The following is a 17,586-nucleotide window of genomic DNA, read 5'->3' as shown; positions in this document are numbered from 1 at the left end:
CGGAGGTGAACTCCGGCCGGCCGGCGGGCCCCGGGCGCCCCTCAGCGGCTGCCGTCCAGGATCACCCGCGCCACCAGCGCCGGGTCGTCGTTCATCGGGACGTGACCGCAGCCGGGCAGCCGCACCAGCCGGGCGTGCGGGATGAGCCGCTTGGCGCGGACGCCCTGACGGGGCACCAGGATCCGGTCCCGGGCGCCCCAGGCCACCGTGACCGGCAGGCCCGGCACATCGTCGGTGAACCGGACGGTGGCGCCCGCCCGCAGGGTCGCCGCGAAGCCGGTGGCCGTCGCGAGCGCGTGCGTCTCGGCGACCACCGCCGCCGGCGAACGGCGCGCGGGGCGGGCGTAGATGGTGCTGGTCAGCGCCGTACGGCCGGCCGCCGTGCGGGACAGCCCCGCCACCACCGGCGACGGCAGCCGCCGGGCGATGCCGCGCATGCCGAGCAGCACCGTGAACGCGTAGCGCCGCTCCGCCCGCGACCAGAAACCGGCGGGGGACAGGGCGGTGACGGACCGTGCGAGCCCTGCCCGGCCCAGTTCGAGGGCGAGCAGACCGCCCAGCGAGTTCCCGGCCACGTGCGGGCGGTCCAGGTCCAGCGCCCGGAACAGGGCGCCGAGCACGGCGTTGGTGGTGGGCAGGTCGTAGGCCAGGCCGTCCGGCAGCCCCGGGGAGGCGCCGAACCCCGGCAGGTCCACGGCGATCACCTCGCGCTCGGTGGCCAGGACGTCCACGACCGGGTCCCAGGCCTGCCGGTGGTGGCCGATGCCGTGCAGCAGGACCAGCGGTTCACCGCGGCCCACGCGCGCGTAGGACACGGTCACCTCGCCCGGACCGTGGGGGGCGGGGACCTGGAAGGAGACGGTGGCGGACATGGGGTGCTCCTCGTCTGTGCTGCCGACGGACGCCGTAGACAGCTTGTCAGCAACCGCCTACCGACGGGTAGCCCCTGGCGGGCACGGGCCCCGCTTCCGGTGGGACGCCGGCGGGGGCTTCGCCGTACCCCCGTACCCCGCACCCCCCGTACGACGGGAGCTTTGCCGCGATGTCACACACACCGTCGCGCGCGAACGCCTCGTGAACGCTTCGCGGCCGGGCGTCCGGATATCGGCCGGGCGGCCGAGGATTGGTCTTGACCAAGGGTGAGCGCCGCCCTATGGTCGCAGAGAAGTGCAACAACCTTTAATAAACAAGGGCGCCAAAAACCGCCGGACCACGGCTCTCGCGGAGGACAGGGTGGGGACCACGCAGCTGGAATCGGTACCGGAACCGAAGTACTGGCATCTCAAGACCGTGCTCAGCGAGGCACTCGACTCCGAGTTCTCGGTCGGCGAGATCCTGCCCAACGAGCGTGATCTGGCCGCCCGCTTCGGCGTGGCCCGCGCCACGCTCCGCCAGGCCCTCGAACAGCTGGAGCTGGAGGGCCGGCTGCAGCGCCGGCGCGGGGTCGGCACCACCGTCGCGCCCCCGCGCGTGGGCGTGGCCGTCGGTACGGAGCAGCACGACTGGCCCGGCGCCGCCGGGGACGCCTGGCAGCCCGTCGACAGCGCCCAGGCGGTGCCGCCCGCCGCCGTCGCCGCCGCCCTGGAGACCGGCGCGGACGAGGCGGTGCACACCGTGCGCCGCTCCCGGACGTCCCACGGGCAGCAGGTCGCCACCGAACTCCTCTACATCCCGGCGGCCTCGGTGCCCGGGCTGACCGCGATCGACGCCCCGTCCGGCGCGGCACGCGCGCGTGCGGTGTTGCGGGAGCTCCAGCACCTGCCGCTGGAGGGGGAGGACCGCGCGGTCGAGCTGGGCTCCGCGCGCGCGGACGACGCCCGGGCCCTGGACCGGCTGCCCGGCTCCCCGGTCCTCGTCCTGACCACCCGCTTCTTCGCCCAGGGCCGCACCGCGGCCCTGTCGGTGGCGACCTACCGCGCCGACACCTGCCGGCTCACCTTCGGCGACTCGGCGGGGGTCGAGATACACCACGACCCGGAGCAGCGCGCCTCCTGAACCCCGCGCCGCCGGGGCCCCGTAGCCCCGGACCGCGGGGCCGCGCGGAGCCTTCGAGCACGCCGGCCCGCGCCCACGCCACGGCCGGGTTCCGTCGCTCACACCGCCGCGCAACGTCACCCCGACCGGGGCCCACACCACGGTCGTGTCCAGCCGAGCCGCTCCGGGGCGGTGTCCGGGCGCGCGGCGCGGCCGGTTTCGGCCACGGCCGGGGCTGTGTCCCCGTATGCGGCGCGGTCGTGTCCCGCCGATCCACGACCGTGGGGGCCTGCCGGCCCGCGTGCGCGCTACGACCACGTGTTCCGCCGCGTCACCGGCGGGGCGGTCGGTGTCCGGGCGCGCGGCGCGGCCGGTTTCCGTCGGCGCCCCCGGGGCGGTCGGGCGTCCCGCAGCGATGCCGCCACCGCGTCCGGCCGGGCGACGGCCGAGGTTGTGTCCCCGTATGCGGCGCGGTCGTGTCCCGCCGAGCCACGACCGCGGGGGCCTGCCGGCCCGCGTGCGCGCCACGACCACGTGTTCCGCCGCGTCACCGGAGGCTCGGTCGGGTCCGGGCACGACAGCGGCGCAACGGCGTGCCGGCCTGCCGGCCCGCGCCCGCGCCCGCGCCGGACTCAGCGGCGCGTCACCGTGCCGTCCACGGCGAACAGCTCCTCCTCGACATGGTCCAGGGCCAGCCGCAGCGCCCCCGTGGCGACCGCCGCCTCGCCGAGCACCGACAGCGTCACCCGGGGCGGACGCAGGCAGTAGCGGGCCAGTTCGCGGCGCAGCGGCTCCAGGACGCCGTCCAGTCCGGACGCCCAGCCGCCGATCACGACCAGCTCCGGATCGAGCGCCAGCACCAGCGCCGCCACGTCGTGCACCAGCCGCTGGATGTACCGCTCCACGGCCGCCCGTGCCCGCAGATCACCGCCGCGCGCCAGCGCGAACACCTCGGCGACCGCCTGCTCGTCCAGCGGGTGCAACGGCTCGTCGGTGGTGGAGAGCAGCGCCTCCGGCGTCGCCTCCCGGCCCAGCAGGTGCAGCGCCCCGATCTCCCCGGCCGCCCCGCCGTACCCCCGGTGCAGCCGCCCCCCGATCAGCGAACCGGCCCCGGGGCTCAGCCCGGCCAGCACGAACACCACGTCGTCCGTCTCCGCCGCCGCGCCCTTCCAGTGCTCGGCGAGCGCCGCCGCGTTGGCGTCGTTCTCCACCAGCACCGGACAGCGGAAGGACCGGCTCAGCCGCTCCCCGAGCCGCAGCCCCGTCCACCCGGGCAGGGCCGTGCCCAGCCGCACCGTGCCGTCCGCCTCCACGATGCCCGGCGTGCCCACGCCCACCGCGCGCAGCGAACCGCGCGCGACCCCGGCCCGGCGCAACAACTCGGCGACCGCGCCGCGCAGCCGGTCGAGCCGCTCGTCCGCCGGGGCCTTTTCGCCGACGTCCTTGGCCTGCGCGCCCAGCACCCGGCCGTCCAGGTCGGACAGGAGCGCGGCGACCCGGTGCGGCCCGATCTCCAGGCCCAGCAGGTGCCCCGCCTCGGCCCGGAACCGGAACCGCCGCGCGGGCCGCCCCTGCCGGCGCGTGCCGCCCTCGTCGGCCGCCGTCTCCACCACGAGACCGGCCTCGATCAGCCCCTCCACGACGCCCTCGACGGTCGGCCGGGACAGTCCGGTGACCCGGGTGACCTCGGTGAGCGTCGCGCAGTCCGTGGCGCGCAGCGCGTGCAGCACCACCGCGGAATTGATCCTTCGCAGCAGCGAGGGATCGCCGCCGGTCAGCTGCCCCACCGTCCGTCCTCCCAGCTCGCGCGCGTATTGGCCGGATCGTACTCGGCCGGGCGCACCCCGGCGAGTGCCGGGTTGTGCGCGGGGCGCGCCCGCTCAGCCCGGCTCCACGAACCCCGACTCGTAGGCCGCGATCACCGCCTGGGTGCGGTCGCGCGCGCCCAGCTTGGCCAGGACAGCGCTCACATGGGACTTCACCGTCTCGGCGCCCACCACCAGCCGCGCCGCGATCTCCGCGTTCGACAGCCCGCGCGCCATCAGCCGCAGCACCTCCCCCTCCCGCTCGGTCAGCCGGGCCCGCGCCAGCGCGGTCCGGGCCGGCGGGCCCCCGTCGCCGTACCGGGCGGCGAGCCGCCGTACGGACGCCGGGAACAGCAGCGAGTCACCGGCCGCCACCAGCCGCACCGCGTGCACGATCTCGGCCGGGCGGGCCCGCTTCAGCAGGAACCCGTCGGCGCCCGCGCGCAGCGCCTCGTACACGAACTCGTCGTCCTCGAAGGTGGTCACCACGAGGATCTTCGGCGGCTCGGGCACCGTGCGCAGCACGGCACGCGTGGCCTCGATGCCGTCCATCAGCGGCATCCGGACGTCCATCGCGACCACGTCCGGCCGCAGCCGGCGGACCAGCGGGACGACCGCCGCGCCGTCGGCCGCCTCGCCCGCCACCTCGATGTCGGGCTGTGCCCCCAGCACGGCCCGCAGCCCCGCGCGGACCAGGGGCTCGTCGTCGACGAGCAGGACGGTGACCGGCATCCGGCCAGCCTAGATCACCCGGGAGGTCACCCGAGCGGCAGCTCCGCCCGCACCCGCCAGTCGCCCTCCTCCGGGCCGGCGGCGGCGCGGCCGCCGAGCAGCGCGGCCCGTTCCCGCATGCCGCGCAGCCCGCTGCCCCGGCCCGGGCCGGGCGGGGCACCCGGCAGCGGATTGCGCACTTCCAGGCGGAGCGCCCCGCCGGTGACCCGGACCCGGACCCGCACCGGCACCGCGCCCGCGTGCCGCAGCACATTGGTGAGCGCCTCCTGGAGGATGCGGTAGCCCTCGCGGGACACCGGTCCCGGCACGGCCTCCACCGGACCCGTCACCTCCGCGTCGATCTTCGCGCCCGAGGCCCGCGCCGACTCCAGCAGCCGGCCGGCGTCCGCCAGCGTGGGCCGCGCGCTCACCGGCCGTTCGGCCTCCCGCAGCACGCCCAGCACCCGTTCCAGGTCCTCCAGCGCGGCCCGGCCGGTCTCCTCGATGGCGTCCAGCGCCCGGTCGGTGAACTCCGGGTCGCCGGCCGCGCGCGCGGCACCCGCCTGCACCACCGCCAGCGTCAGGGCGTGCCCGATCGAGTCGTGCAACTCCCGCGCGATCCGGGTGCGTTCCAGCAGCTGCTCGGTGCGTTCCTCCAGCGCGGCCAGCCGTTCGGCCGCCGACGGGCCGAGCAGCCGGCGCGCGGCGGCCGTGATCAGCTCGCCGAGCCCGACCGTCACGCCGTAGAAGACGAGCAGCGGCAGCGGTGCCAGCAGGGCCCAGGCGCGGTGCGGCGGCAGCCGGTCCGGCAGCGGGATCCCGGCCGGGGCGTGCCCCCACGCGCAGCGCGCCAGCTCGAAGGAGAGGGCGGGCAGCCACACCGAGGCGAACACGGCCGCGCCGCCGAGCAGCAGGCGCAGCTCCAGCCACAGCACCGTGCGCAGCCGGTCCCGCCAGTTCGCCGCCGGCGCCTCGGAGATGCCGGGGTCCGGCTCGCCGGGCGTGAGCATCAGCAGCGCCTGGATGCCCTCGCCGCGCCGCACCGCGGGCACCAGACCGAGCGGGACGAGGAACAGCGCGGGCAGCCACGGAGTCGACGGGTCGACGAACAGCCAGACGCTGACCAGCAGCATGGGCACCCACAGGTGCAGCAGGCGCGTGTACGTCGTCGCGCGCAGCAGCGGGCGCAGGAGGCGGGGCATGACGTCATCGTCGCAGCCGGCAGTGGCGGCGGGCCTCCCCCGCACGGGGGAGACGGTCCCCGCCGGCGGGGGATGATCCGGCGGCCGGGCCGGACCAGGCTGGCGCCATGACCAGCATCGAAGTGCGCGACCTCACCAAGGAGTACGGCGGCCGGCGGGCCGTGGACGGCCTCACCTTCCGCGTCCGACCCGGCCGGGTCACCGGCTTCCTCGGCCCCAACGGCGCCGGCAAGTCCACCACCTTCCGCCTGCTCCTCGGCCTCGACCGGCCCACCGCCGGCACCGCCGCCATCGGCGGCCGGGCCTACGCCCGGCTCCGGGAGCCCCTGCGCCGGGTGGGCGCCCTGCTCGACGCGGGAGCCGCGCACGGCGCGCGCACCGCCCGCGGCCATCTGCTGGCCCTCGCCGCGAGCAACCGCATACCGGCCCGCCGGGTCGACGAGGTCCTGGCGGAGACGGGCCTCGCCGCCGTGGCCCGGCACCGGGTACGGACGTACTCCCTCGGCATGCGCCAGCGGCTCGGCATCGCCGCCGCCCTGCTCGGCGACCCCGAGGTCGTCCTGCTCGACGAACCCGCCAACGGCCTCGACCCGGAGGGCATCGTGTGGATCCGCACCCTGCTGCGCCGGCTCGCCGCGGAGGGCCGTACGGTGCTGGTCTCCAGCCATCTCATGGGCGAGACCGCCGAGTTCGCCGACCACCTGCTGATCCTCGGCCGGGGCCGCCTGCTCGCCGACACACCGGTCAGGGACTTCATCCACGCGCGCGTACGGCCGCACGTCCGCGTCCGCACCAGCGACCCCGCCGCCCTCGCCGACCTGCTCGCCCGGCACGGCCACGACGCCTCCCGCGAGGAGGACGGGGCCTGGTCCGTACGGCACGCGCGGATGGACGACCTCGGCCGGCTGATGTCCGAGGCGGGCGTGCCCGTCCTGGAACTCGCCGTCCGGGAGGCCACCCTGGAGGAGGCCTATCTCGATCTGACCGCGGCCGAGGCCGAGTTCACCGCACCGCGCCAGGAGGCCTGACCATGTCCTTCGTCCCCGCCCTCCACGCCGAGTGGATCAAGATCCGCACGCTGCGCTCCCAGTGGGGCGCCCTCGCCGCCGTCCTCGTCGCCACCGCCTCGTTCTCGGCGCTCGCCGCGGCCGACGCCGACGACGCGGACCCGCTGTTCTCGGTGTTCTTCGGCGTGAGCTTCGGGCAGATCGCCGCGGTCGCCTTCGGTGCGACGGCCGTCGCCGCGGAGTTCCGGGGCGGCGCGCTGCGGCTGACGCTGGCGGCGGTGCCCGGCCGGGGCCGCTGGTTCGCCGCGAAGGCGACGGCGATCGCCCTGCCGGCGCTGGCCGTCGGGCTGCTCACCGGGTTCGTCACGCTCCTGGTGGGCCGGGCCGCCCTCGGCGCGTCCGCGCCCGGCTGGGCCGAGGGGGCGCGCGGAGCGGTCGGCTGCGGTGTCCACCTGACGCTGATGGCGCTGTTCGCCGCCGGACTCGCGGCCGTGCTGCGCAGCGGAGTCGCCACCCTCTCCGTGCTGATCCCGTTCCTGCTGATCGTGTCCTTCGTGATCGGCGACCTGTCCGGCCCGGTCGCCGACTTCCTCCCCGACCGGGCCGGTCAAGTGGCCCTGCACAGCACCCGGGACGGCGCCCTCGGCCCGTGGAGCGGGCTCGCGGTGAGCGCGCTGTGGACGGCGGCGGCCCTGACGGCGGGCGCCTGGAGCGTGCGGTCGAGGGACGCCTGACGGAGGGCCAGTTGTCAGTGGTGCCCGCTTTACTGGACCGCATGGACATCGCGGAGTGCCTGACCCTCATCGAGCTGCTGTGCGCCCGGCGGTTCCCGGCGGCGCCCGGCAGGACGGAGCACGGCGAGAGCGGGCCCGGCTATCACCTGGCCGCCTTACGGACCAGCGAGGAGTTCTGGGAGGGCGACGGCAGCGAACGGGAGGAGACGGCGGCGCAGTACGAGGCCGACCGGGACGGCCTCGCCGAACGGCTGGGCGAACGGTGGGGCGGTCCACGGCACTTCAGCCTGTACAGCGTGCTGGACCGGACCCTGGCGGGCGAGGAGATCCCCGAGCCCTGGGCCGGGCTCAGCGGGCACGTCCCGGACGTCCTCCTGTGGCGGGCGCCCGAGGCGGGCCGCTGGGTCGCCCTCGGCGTCTCCCAGTGGGACAAGGAGCTGCCCTTCCAGCTGCTCGGCATAGTGACGGCGACGGACCCGCCGTGAGACGGGTCCGGGCCGGGCAAGAACTGGGAGCGCTCCCAGTTGTGGTGCGGGGCTCCGGTCCCGCCGGAGCCCCCTCGGGGGTCAGCCGGTGGGGAAGGAGTCGGCCGTGCCGATGCGGCTCTTGATCAGCGCCCCGGACTCGGTCAGCACACCGCTGCTGCTGTAGTCGCTGCCGTTGCAGGTGCCGGGCTTGAGCGCCGCGCTGCTCTCGTCGGCGTCCGAGTAGGTCCAGTTCGCGTAGCTGATCTTCAGCTGGTCGAGCAGGTCCAGCCAGGCCGTGGTGCTGGTCCGGTCCATCGCCCCGCCGCCGGTGGCGCTGACCGTGCCGAACTCGGTGACGAACAGCGGCAGCTTCGAGGCGGCCCGGCTCACCGTGGCGCGGTAGTTGTCCTTGTGGCTCGCGGCGTAGAAGTGGAAGGTGTACATGATGTTGGTGGCGTTGACCGGGTTGTTGACGACCTCGGTCTCGTTGGAGCCGTCCGAGACGCCCAGCGAGGACCAGCCCCGGGTGCCGACGATGATCACGGCGTCCGGGTCGGCGGCCCGGATCACCGGGATGACCTGCTCGGCGTAGTTCTTGATGGCCGTCCAGCTCACGCCGTTGGGCTCGTTGGCGATCTCGTAGATCACGTTCTTCTTGGCGGCGTTGCGGGCGGCGACGGACGCGAAGAACGTCTTGGCGCGGTCCAGGTTGTAGTTGGGGTCGCCCGGCGTGAGGGTGTGGAAGTCGATCAGGGCGTACATGCCCCGGGCCTCGGCCATGTCGACGAGGCCGTTCACCCGGCTGGTGAAGCCCGCCGGGTCGGTCTCGTAACCGTCTTCCTGCACGTACATCGCGACGCGCAGCAGGTCCGCCTTCCAGTCCTTCGCCAGCGCGTCCAGGGACGCGTTGTTGTAGCACTTGGCGAACCACTGGATGCCGTGCGTGCTCATGCCCCGCAGCTGGATGGGGCGGTTGTACTGGTTGCACAGGTTGACGCCGCAGACGTGCAGCTGTCCGTTGACGCCCACGGGCGTGCCGGTGCCCGGGTCGGTGCCGGGGTCGGTCGGGGTGTCCCCGACGGAGCCGGTGCAGGCGACGCCGTTGAGCGTGAACGCCGACGGCTTGGGGTTGGAGCCGGTGAAGGAGCCGACGAATCCCAGGTCGGTCGAGGCGCCGGTGGCCAGGGTGCGGTTCCAGTCGACGCCGGCGGCGCTGATCGTCGAACCGGACTGCGACCAGGTGGCGTTCCAGCCCTGGACGAACTTCTGCCCCGCGTCCGGCAGGGAGAACCTCAGCGTCCAGCCGGTGACGGGGTCGCCCAGGTTGGTGATCTTCACTCCGGCCTGGAAGCCGCCCTGCCACTGGCTGGTGACGGTGTAGTCGACCTTGCAGCCGGTGGCGGCCGCCGCCGGCGTGGGGCCGGCCAGTGCCGTGAGACCCAGCGCCGTGGCGCAGGTCGCCAGCAGGGCCACAATGCGTTTCAAAGCGTTCCTCCTCGTGTGAAGCGGGAACAGCACGATGGGAGCGCTCCCAAAACCCATCGGCCCGAGACCGTACACGGTGCGTGGGTGCGCGTACAGACGTGCGGCAGCGAACGAGGGGGCGCACGGAGGGGACCGCTGCTCGGAGGCGGTCGCGCGCAAAGGGCACCAAGCGGCCCTGCCCGGCCTTCCGGGCATCGGGCGGGTCAGCCGGCCGCGCCGGCCGCCGCGCGCAGCCGCCCGAACTCCTCCGCCATCGTGGCCGCGGTCCAGTGCGCGTTCAGACCGCTGGGGTTGGGCAGGACCCAGATCCGGGTGCCGCCGATGGTCCGCTCCTGCGGGCCCACCCGGGCGGTGCGGTCGCCGAAGGCCGTGCGGTAGGCGGTCACGCCGACGACGGCCAGCCACCCGGGCCGCAGTCGCGTCACCTTCCCGGTCAGCAGCCGCCCGCCCTCGACGTACTCCTCGGTGGTCAGCTCGTCCGCCCGCGCGGTCGCCCGGGCCACGACGTTCGTGATGCCGAGCCCGTAGGCCGGCAGCTCCCACTGCTCGGCCGGCTTCAGCAGCCGGGGGGTGAAGCCGGACAGGTGCAGTACCGGCCAGAAGCGGTTGCCGGGGCGGGCGAAGTGGTGGCCGGTCGCGGCCGACATCAGCCCGGGGTTGATGCCGCAGAACAGCACGCGCAGGCCGTCCGCGACCACGTCCGGGACGAGGCGGTCGCGGGCGGCCTCCAGCTCCGCCCGGGTGAGGCGCGGGGTGCGGGGCGCGGGGGTCAGAGGATCGCCCCGGGGGTGTAACCGGCCGCCTCGGGGCGCTGCTCGACGATCTTCTCGATGCGGGCGACGACCGTGCCGACCTGTCCGGCGGCGGCGCCGGTGAAGGACAGCTTGTCGGCCATCAGCGCGGCCAGCTGCTCCCGGTCGAGCGGCAGCCGCTCGTCGGCGGCGAGCTTGTCGAGCAGGTCGTTGCGCTCGGCGCCCCGCTCGCGCATCGCGAGCGCGGTGGCGACCGCGTTCTCCTTGATCGCCTCGTGCGCCACCTCCCGGCCGACTCCGGAGCGCACCGCGCCCATCAGCACCTTGGTGGTCGCCAGGAACGGCAGGTAGCGGTCCAGCTCACGGGCGATCACCGCGGGGAAGGCGCCGAACTCGTCGAGCACCGTCAGGAACGTCTCCAGCAGGCCGTCCAGGGCGAAGAAGGCGTCCGGCAGGGCCACCCGGCGCACCACCGAGCAGGACACGTCGCCCTCGTTCCACTGGTCGCCCGCCAGCTCGCCGGTCATCGAGGCGTAGCCGCGCAGGATCACCATCAGGCCGTTGACGCGCTCGCAGGAGCGGGTGTTCATCTTGTGCGGCATCGCCGAGGAGCCGACCTGGCCCGGCTTGAAGCCCTCGGTGACCAGCTCGTGGCCCGCCATCAGCCGGATCGTCTTGGCCAGCGACGACGGGGCCGCCGCGAGCTGCACCAGCGCGGTGACGACCTCGTAGTCCAGCGAGCGCGGGTAGACCTGGCCGACGGAGGTGAAGGCCTGCGAGAAGCCCAGGTGCCGCGCGATGCGGTCCTCCAGCTCGGCGAGCTTGGCGTCGTCCCCGCCCAGCAGGTCCAGCATGTCCTGCGCGGTGCCGACCGGACCCTTGATGCCGCGCAGCGGGTAGCGGGCGAGGAGTTCCTCGACGCGGCCGTAGGCGACGAGCAGCTCGTCGGCGGCGGTCGCGAACCGCTTGCCGAGGGTGGTGGCCTGCGCGGCCACGTTGTGCGAACGGCCGGCCATGACCAGCTCGGCGTACTCGCCGGCCAGCTTGCCCAGGCGGGCCAGCACGGCCACCGTGCGGTCGCGCATCAGCTCCAGCGACAGCCGGATCTGCAGCTGCTCGACGTTCTCCGTGAGGTCACGGGAGGTCATGCCCTTGTGCACGTGCTCGTGCCCGGCGAGGTCGTTGAACTCCTCGATCCGCGCCTTCACGTCGTGCCGGGTGACCTTCTCGCGCTCGGCGATCGAGGCCAGGTCGACGGTGTCGAGGACGCGTTCGTAGTCGGCGATCGCCTCGTCCGGCACCTCGATGCCGAGGTCCTTCTGGGCCCGCAGCACGGCGAGCCAGAGCCGGCGCTCCAGCCTCACCTTCTGCTCGGGCGACCAGAGCGTGGCGAGCTCGGTGGAGGCGTAGCGTCCGGCGAGGACGTTCGGGATGCGGGGCTTGGCGGGCGCTGAAGTCACGTGTCCAGAGTCTACTGGCGATTAGTGCAGGCCAGCGCCACGCCCCCGTTGGGCGGAAGCTACGAGACGTACGCCACTTGCGGCTAGGCCCCGGCTTCGTAGGGCAGCAGTTCCGCGCGCTTGGGCGGGCGTCCGTCGCCGGAGGAGCGGCCGGTGAGCCGGCGGCCTATCCACGGCAGCAGGTGCTGCCGGGCGAAGCGCGCGTCGGCGATCCGGCGGGCCGTCCAGCCCGGCGGGACGGTCGCCGCCATCGGCACGTGCCACTCGGTGTCCTCCGGCTCGTACCCGAGCGTCTGCCACACCGCCTCGGCGACCCGGCGGTGCCCCTCGGCCGTCAGGTGCAGCCGGTCCACGTCCCACAGCCGGGGATCCGCCAGCGCGGGTGCCCCGTACAGGTCGACGACCACGGCGCCGTGCCGGGCGGCCAGCTCGTCCACGCAGGCGAACAACTGCTCCATGCGCGGCCGGAACCGCTCCAGCACCGGGCCCTGGCGGCCGGGGCTGCGCATCAGCACCAGCTGCCGGCAGGAGGGCGCCAGCCGCTCCACGGCCTCGGTGAGCAGGTCCCGGACCCGGACCATGTCGCACTTGGGGCGCAGGGTGTCGTTGAGCCCGCCGACGAGCGTGACGACGTCGGCGTTCATGGCCGCCGCCACCTCCACCTGCTCGTCGACGATCTGCCGGATCAGCTTCCCGCGGACGGCGAGGTTGGCGTACCGGAACCCGGGGGTGCGGGCGGCCATCCGGGTGGCGAGGACGTCCGCCCAGCCCCGGTAGGAGCCGTCGGGCAACAGGTCCGACATGCCCTCGGTGAAGGAGTCGCCGACCGCGACGAGGCTGGTGAACGAGGGAGGAGAGGGATTCGTCTGCATGGCGACAGCGATGGTAACCCGGCGCCATACCCGTCGGTCGGTCGCCCCGGAACCCGGTGCGACCGACCCTCGGCGCCTCACCCCGGCGCGACCTGGCCGAACAGCTCCCGCAGCACGTCCTCCATGGTCACCAGGCCCGCCAGCCGCCCGTCGTCGCCGAGCACGGCGGCCACGTGGGTGCGGCTGCCGCGCATCGCGGTGAGCACGTCGTCGAGCGGGGTGGCCTCCTTGACCCGCGCGATGGACCGCATGTCCCGCAGCCGGAACGGCACGTCCCGGGGCGCGGCGTCCAGCGCGTCCTTGACGTGGAGGTAGCCCACGATCCGGCGGCCGGTGTCGACCACCGGGAAGCGGGAGAAGCCCGACTCGGCGGACAGCCGCTCCAACTGCTCCGGGGTGACGCCCACCCGCGCGTAGACCACCCGGCGCAGGGGCACGACCACGTCCCGCACCGGCCGGCTGCCCAGCTCCAGGGCGTCGCGCAGGCGCTCCTGCGCCCGGTCGTCGATCAGGCCCGCCTGGCTGGCGTCCCTGACGATCTCGGCGAGTTCGGTGTCCGTGAACGTCGCCGACACCTCGTCCTTGGCCTCCACCCGCAGCAGCCTCAGCAGCCCGTTGGCGAACGCGTTGATCGCGAAGATCACCGGGCGCAGCGCCCGGGACAGCGTGACCAGCGGCGGGCCGAGCAGCAGCGCGCTGCGCACCGGTTCCGCCAGCGCGATGTTCTTGGGGACCATCTCCCCGAGCAGCATGTGCAGGTACGTGGCCAGGGCCAGCGCGATCACGAAGGAGACCGCGTGCCCCGCGCCCACGGGCACGCCCACCGCGTGGAACAACGGCTCCAGCAGATGCGCGATCGCCGGTTCGGCGACCACACCGAGCACCAGCGTGCACAGCGTGATGCCGAGCTGGGCGGCGGCCAGCAGCGCGGACACGTGCTCCAGACCCCACAGCACGCTGCGGGCCCGGCGGTCGCCCTCCTGGGCCAGCGGCTCGATCTGGGAGCGGCGCACCGAGATCAGCGCGAACTCGGCGCCCACGAAGAAGGCGTTGACGAACAGGGTCGACAGGCCGATCAGCAGCTGTACGGCGGTCATCGCGTGCCCTCCCTCGTCCGACGGGTGCCGTCGGCCCCGTGGCCGCGCCCCGTCCGGTCCCGCCGCCTGGTGCCGGCGCCTCGTCCGGTCCCGTCGGACGGATCGCCCCGTTCGTCGTCCAGGGGTGCGTGCAGCAGCAGCCGGGCGGCCCGGCGGCCGGCGGCGTCCACGACGTCCAGGCGCCAGCCGGCCACCTCGACGCTGTCGCCGACGGCGGGTATCCGGCCCAGTTCGGCGGCGACCAGGCCGGCCAGTGTCTCGTACGGCCCCTCGGGCGCGCGCAGCCCCACGCGCGCGAGCTGGTCGGTGCGGGCGGCGCCGTCCGCCGCGTACAGGGCGCGGCCCCGCTCGTCGGCGCCGGCCGGGGCGAGGTCGGGCGTCTCGTGCGGGTCGTGCTCGTCCCGCACCTCGCCGACGACCTCCTCCACGATGTCCTCCAGCGTGGCGACGCCCGCGGTGCCGCCGTACTCGTCGATGACGACGGCCATGGTGCGCCGGCCGCCGAGCCGGTCCAGCAGCCGGTCCACGGTCAGCGACTCGGGCACCAGCAGCGGTTCGCGCATGATCTGCGCGACCGTGCGGTGGCGCCGCTGGTCGGCGGGGACGGCCAGCACGTCCTTGATGTGGGCGGTGCCGACGACGGAGTCCAGGCTGCCGCGGTAGACCGGGAACCGGGACAGTCCGGTGGCCCGGGTGGCGTTGGCGACGTCCTCGCAGGTGGCCTGCATGTCCAGGGCGACGACCTGGACGCGCGGGGTCATCACGTTCTCCGCCGTGAGGTCGGCCAGGTTCAGGGTGCGGACGAACAGCTCCGCGGTGTCCGGCTCCAGCGCGCCCTCCTTGGCGGAGTGCCGGGCGAGGGCGGCCAGCTCCTGCGGACCGCGCGCGGAGGCCAGCTCCTCGGCCGGCTCCACGCCGAGGCGGCGCACGAAGTGGTTGGCCGTGTTGTTCAGGTGGGTGATGAAGGGCCGGAAGGCCGCGCTGAACCAGCGCTGGGCGTTGCCCACCCGCTTGGCCATGGCCAGCGGCGAGGAGATCGCCCAGTTCTTCGGCACCAGCTCGCCGACGACCATCAGGAAGACCGTCGACAGGGCCGTGCCCAGCACCAGCGCCACCGAGGTGGCGGCCGACCGGGACAGCCCCAGCCCCGTGAAGGGGCCGGAGAGCAGCTTGGCGATCGAGGGCTCGGCGAGCATGCCGACCACCAGGTTGGTGACGGTGATGCCGAGCTGGGCGCCGGAGAGCTGGAACGTCAGGTTCCGTACGGCCTTCAGGGCGCCGGGGGCGCCGCGCTCGCCGCGGGCGGCGGCCCGTTCCAGCTCGCCGCGTTCCACCGTGGTCAGCGAGAACTCGGCGGCGACGAAGGCGCCGCAGGCCAGCGACAGCAGGATCGCCAGCAGGAGGAGGAGCACTTCGGTCATCGGGTCACCCCCGTCCCAGGATCGGACAGGGCAGGGGAGTGCGCGCGGTGTCGCGGACTGGGAGGCTCGCCCATGGGCGGACGCTCACAACCTTTCATAGAGGGCCGAGTGCTCCCTCCAGGGTAAAGGATGAGCAAAAAAGGCCGCGTCCTCAGTCCGCGAGCGGCTTCACCCAGCGCCGCCAGTGCTCCTCGGGCCCGTACCCGGCCGCGGCCCAGGCGTGGTGCGCGGTCTCGTTGCGGACCAGCACCATCGCGTCCGCGCGCCGCCCGCCGAGCCGTGCGAACCGCTCCTCGGCGGCGGCCAGCAGCGCCGAGCCGATGCCCTGCCGCCGCCGCTCCGGGTGCACCGCGAGCCGGTACAGGTGGCAGCGCCAGCCGTCGAAGCCGGCGATCACCGTGCCCACCAGCTCGCCGTCCCGCTCGGCCAGGAGGAGCGCCCCGGGATCCCGGTCCACCAGCCGCTCCACCCCGGCCCGGTCGTCACTGATGCTCGTCCCCTCGGCCGCCGTCCTCCAGAAGTCGAGGACGGAGCCGAGGTCGGCGGGTACGGCGGCACGTATGCGCAGGTCGGTCATGCCCTCATCATGATCGGGAGCGGCCCGGCGGCCCAGGGGGTTTCCGTCAGGCGGACTCCTCGCGCAGCCGCGCCATCACCGGCGCGAACGCCTCCATGAACGGCTCCAGCACGGTCAGGTAGGTGAACCCGTACCGCTCGCGCTGCGCCCGCACCTTCGCCACCACGTCCTCCAGCGGGCCGGCCAGCACGATGGGCAGGGCCACCGCCTGCTCCGCGGTGAGCCCGCTCTGCCGCTCCAGCAGCGGCTTCAGCACCGGCTCGGGGTCGTCGGCGACGGCCACCAGCTGGATCAGCAGGTTCAGCTCGGCGGGCGTCGGCCGGTGCTCCGCCAGCGCGCGGTAGCGGGCCACCCGCTCGTCCAGCTCCCCGGCGGTGAGCGGGTCCAGCGTGCCGGGCGTCCTGCCCGGCCGGGCCCCGGTGAAGGCCGCGATGTCCGCGTGCTCGGCGGTCAGCCGCAGCATCCGGTCGCCGTTGGCGCCGATCAGCACCGGTACCCGGGACTGCGTGGGCCGCGGCCGGTGCTCGTCCGAGCCGAGCAGCCGGTCCAGCTCCCCGAGCGCGCGCTCCAGGTGGTCCACCCGCTCGCGCGGCGAGCCGTACGGCAGCCCGGCCGCCTCGTGCTCCGCCTGCACGTACCCGGTGCCGAGGCCCAGCTCGAGCCGGCCGCCGGTCAGCGCGTCCGTGGTCGCCACCTCGCGGGCCAGCAGCGCCGGGTTCCAGAAGCCCGTGTTCAGCACGAACGTGCCGACCCGCGGCCGCTCGGTGGCCTGTGCCGCCGCGACCAGCGCGGGGAACGGCGCCGGCAGCCCGAGGTGGTCCGGGACGAGGATCACGTCGTACCCCAGCTCCTCCGCGCGCCGGCACTTGGCACGCCACTCGGCGGCGGGCGCCGGGTCCAGCAGATTGACTCCGAAGCGGAACGGACGCGACATGAACTCTCCCCGATTCGATGGCGACTTGAGCCTCGTCGATTCCATCATGTCCGCCCCGGCGCGCTCATGTGTGGATGATCACCGCCGCTACCGGCGCACGGGGTCCGGGCCCGCGCCACCGTGCGCCCTTGCCGCCGCTAGCGTCCCGGCGCTAGCGTCGAGGCATGGCGAAGACCCAGCTGAACGTGCGCGTGGACGAGGGCACCGCCCGGGTGGCCCGCGAGCGCGCCCTGGCCCGCGGCATGAGCGTCAACCGCTACATAGAAGAGCTGGTCAGACAGGACGCCGGGGAAACGGGGCGCACGTTCGTGGAGGCCGCCGCCGACTTCATGAAGCAGTACGCGTCCGTGTTCGCCGAGGAGTCCGCCGAGGCGCACGGCACCGGCCCGGGGGAAGGCCGCCGCTGATCCACCGCCCCCTCACGGCTCCTCCTCGAAGCCGATCCGCCGAAGCCGACGCCCTGAAGCAGATTCCTTGAACGATCTCCGTATCGACCTCGCCTGGCTGCTCATGCTCGCCGAACAGAAGACCCCGGGGGACCCGCAGGTCACCGACTGGGGCGCCCTGGTAGCCGCCGTGGCCCGGCACCAGGCCGAGATATTCGGCGTCCCCGTCTACGCCGACCCCTACGCCCGCGCCGCCTCCCTGCTCCAGCTGCTCATCCACGTCCCCGCCCTGGAGCGCGCCAACGCCCTGTTCGCCTCCGCCGTCGCCTACGCCTATCTGGTCGCCAGCGGCGAGAAGATCGCCACCACCCCCGAGCAGGTCCGCGACCTCGCCCGGCTGGTCAAGGACGGCGCGGCGGGCGTCGACGACATCGCGCGCGAGCTGCGCCGCTGGAGCGGCTGACCGGCGCCGTCCCGGCCCCTCGGGCCGGCGGGCGGCGCCCGGCACGCAGAAGGGGCGGCAGCCCGGCCGCCCGCTCCCGCCGTACCCCGCCGAGCGCCCGCCCGGCACCTTCCGGTCCGCCTGCGCCCGCCCGGCACCTTCCGGTCCGCCTGCGCCCGCCCGGCACCTTCCGGTCCGCCTCGGTGGCCGGTGCGGGCAGCGCGTCGGTCCGCACCCGACGGCCGCCCGCCCGGACGGGG

General features: G+C 74.7%; 18 protein-coding genes. 6 read left to right on the top strand and 12 right to left on the bottom strand.

Annotated elements, in window-relative coordinates; translation table 11 throughout:
• Positions 1–41: 41 nt before the first annotated feature.
• Positions 42–872 (bottom strand): alpha/beta fold hydrolase, encoded by an 831-nt coding sequence (locus ACZ63H_RS04550; RefSeq protein ID WP_469862094.1) that lies wholly within the window; start codon positions 870–872, stop codon positions 42–44.
• A 361-nt stretch (positions 873–1,233) separates the two neighbouring features.
• Here ACZ63H_RS04550 and ACZ63H_RS04545 point away from each other — a divergent pair, with 361 nt between their 5' ends.
• Positions 1,234–1,995, top strand: a complete 762-nt coding sequence (locus ACZ63H_RS04545; protein ID WP_467934841.1) for a GntR family transcriptional regulator — start codon at positions 1,234–1,236, stop codon at positions 1,993–1,995.
• Positions 1,996–2,606: 611 nt separating this feature from the next.
• On the opposite strand, the gene ACZ63H_RS04540 is transcribed toward ACZ63H_RS04545, so the two are convergent.
• The 3 genes from ACZ63H_RS04540 to ACZ63H_RS04530 form a co-directional block, all read right to left on the bottom strand.
• Positions 2,607–3,761: an ROK family transcriptional regulator gene (locus ACZ63H_RS04540; protein ID WP_469862092.1), complete on the bottom strand. Its 1,155-nt coding sequence runs from the start codon at positions 3,759–3,761 to the stop codon at positions 2,607–2,609.
• 93 nt (positions 3,762–3,854) lie between these two features.
• Positions 3,855–4,511: a response regulator transcription factor gene (locus ACZ63H_RS04535; protein WP_469862090.1), complete on the bottom strand. Its 657-nt coding sequence runs from the start codon at positions 4,509–4,511 to the stop codon at positions 3,855–3,857.
• A gap of 26 nt (positions 4,512–4,537) precedes the next feature.
• Positions 4,538–5,692: a histidine kinase gene (locus tag ACZ63H_RS04530; protein ID WP_469862088.1), complete on the bottom strand. Its 1,155-nt coding sequence runs from the start codon at positions 5,690–5,692 to the stop codon at positions 4,538–4,540.
• Between the two features lie 107 nt (positions 5,693–5,799).
• On the opposite strand from ACZ63H_RS04530, the gene ACZ63H_RS04525 reads away from it, so the two are divergent.
• Genes ACZ63H_RS04525 through ACZ63H_RS04515 form a run of 3 tightly spaced genes read left to right on the top strand, consistent with a single transcriptional unit; the run spans position 5,800 to position 7,918 of the window.
• Positions 5,800–6,720 carry an ATP-binding cassette domain-containing protein gene (locus tag ACZ63H_RS04525; protein WP_469862086.1) on the top strand — a complete coding sequence of 307 codons (921 nt, stop codon included), beginning with the start codon at positions 5,800–5,802 and terminating at the stop codon, positions 6,718–6,720.
• 2 nt (positions 6,721–6,722) lie between these two features.
• Complete coding sequence (locus ACZ63H_RS04520) at positions 6,723–7,433, top strand: ABC transporter permease (protein WP_469862084.1); 711 nt, start codon at positions 6,723–6,725, stop codon at positions 7,431–7,433.
• Between the two features lie 41 nt (positions 7,434–7,474).
• Positions 7,475–7,918: a hypothetical protein gene (locus ACZ63H_RS04515; protein WP_469862082.1), complete on the top strand. Its 444-nt coding sequence runs from the start codon at positions 7,475–7,477 to the stop codon at positions 7,916–7,918.
• An 81-nt stretch (positions 7,919–7,999) separates the two neighbouring features.
• Here the strand turns inward: ACZ63H_RS04515 and ACZ63H_RS04510 are convergent, their stop codons facing one another.
• The 8 genes from ACZ63H_RS04510 to ACZ63H_RS04475 all read right to left on the bottom strand — a co-directional run bounded on the left by ACZ63H_RS04510 (position 8,000) and on the right by ACZ63H_RS04475 (position 16,498).
• Positions 8,000–9,385, bottom strand: a complete 1,386-nt coding sequence (locus ACZ63H_RS04510; protein WP_469862080.1) for a cellulase family glycosylhydrolase — start codon at positions 9,383–9,385, stop codon at positions 8,000–8,002.
• A 203-nt stretch (positions 9,386–9,588) separates the two neighbouring features.
• Entirely contained in the window at positions 9,589–10,083 is a 495-nt protein-coding gene (gene mug / locus ACZ63H_RS04505; RefSeq protein ID WP_469862078.1) for a G/U mismatch-specific DNA glycosylase, read from the bottom strand.
• Positions 10,084–10,154: 71 nt separating this feature from the next.
• Entirely contained in the window at positions 10,155–11,597 is a 1,443-nt protein-coding gene (purB, locus tag ACZ63H_RS04500; protein ID WP_469862076.1) for an adenylosuccinate lyase, read from the bottom strand.
• Between the two features lie 83 nt (positions 11,598–11,680).
• On the bottom strand, positions 11,681–12,469 hold the full coding sequence (locus ACZ63H_RS04495; RefSeq protein WP_469862074.1) for an SGNH/GDSL hydrolase family protein: 789 nt from the start codon (positions 12,467–12,469) through the stop codon (positions 11,681–11,683).
• Between the two features lie 77 nt (positions 12,470–12,546).
• Positions 12,547–13,566, bottom strand: a complete 1,020-nt coding sequence (locus ACZ63H_RS04490; RefSeq protein WP_469862072.1) for a hemolysin family protein — start codon at positions 13,564–13,566, stop codon at positions 12,547–12,549.
• The gene (locus ACZ63H_RS04485; protein WP_469862070.1) at positions 13,563–14,987 is read right to left on the bottom strand and encodes a hemolysin family protein; all 1,425 of its coding nucleotides are present in this window, start codon (positions 14,985–14,987) and stop codon (positions 13,563–13,565) included. The genes ACZ63H_RS04490 and ACZ63H_RS04485 overlap by 4 nt, the downstream gene beginning before the upstream one ends.
• A 151-nt stretch (positions 14,988–15,138) precedes the next feature.
• Complete coding sequence (locus tag ACZ63H_RS04480; RefSeq protein ID WP_469862068.1) at positions 15,139–15,564, bottom strand: GNAT family N-acetyltransferase; 426 nt, start codon at positions 15,562–15,564, stop codon at positions 15,139–15,141.
• A gap of 46 nt (positions 15,565–15,610) precedes the next feature.
• Positions 15,611–16,498 carry an LLM class F420-dependent oxidoreductase gene (locus ACZ63H_RS04475; RefSeq protein ID WP_469862066.1) on the bottom strand — a complete coding sequence of 296 codons (888 nt, stop codon included), beginning with the start codon at positions 16,496–16,498 and terminating at the stop codon, positions 15,611–15,613.
• 164 nt (positions 16,499–16,662) lie between these two features.
• Here ACZ63H_RS04475 and ACZ63H_RS04470 point away from each other — a divergent pair, with 164 nt between their 5' ends.
• Entirely contained in the window at positions 16,663–16,905 is a 243-nt protein-coding gene (locus ACZ63H_RS04470) for a toxin-antitoxin system HicB family antitoxin (RefSeq protein WP_467934821.1), read from the top strand.
• A gap of 67 nt (positions 16,906–16,972) precedes the next feature.
• Positions 16,973–17,347 carry a fic family toxin-antitoxin system, toxin component gene (locus ACZ63H_RS04465; RefSeq protein ID WP_467282658.1) on the top strand — a complete coding sequence of 125 codons (375 nt, stop codon included), beginning with the start codon at positions 16,973–16,975 and terminating at the stop codon, positions 17,345–17,347.
• Positions 17,348–17,586: the final 239 nt, after the last annotated feature.

It is taken from the genome of Streptomyces sp. NPDC104831 (genome assembly GCF_055583025.1).
This window is presented reverse-complemented; position numbering and strand designations above follow the sequence as displayed.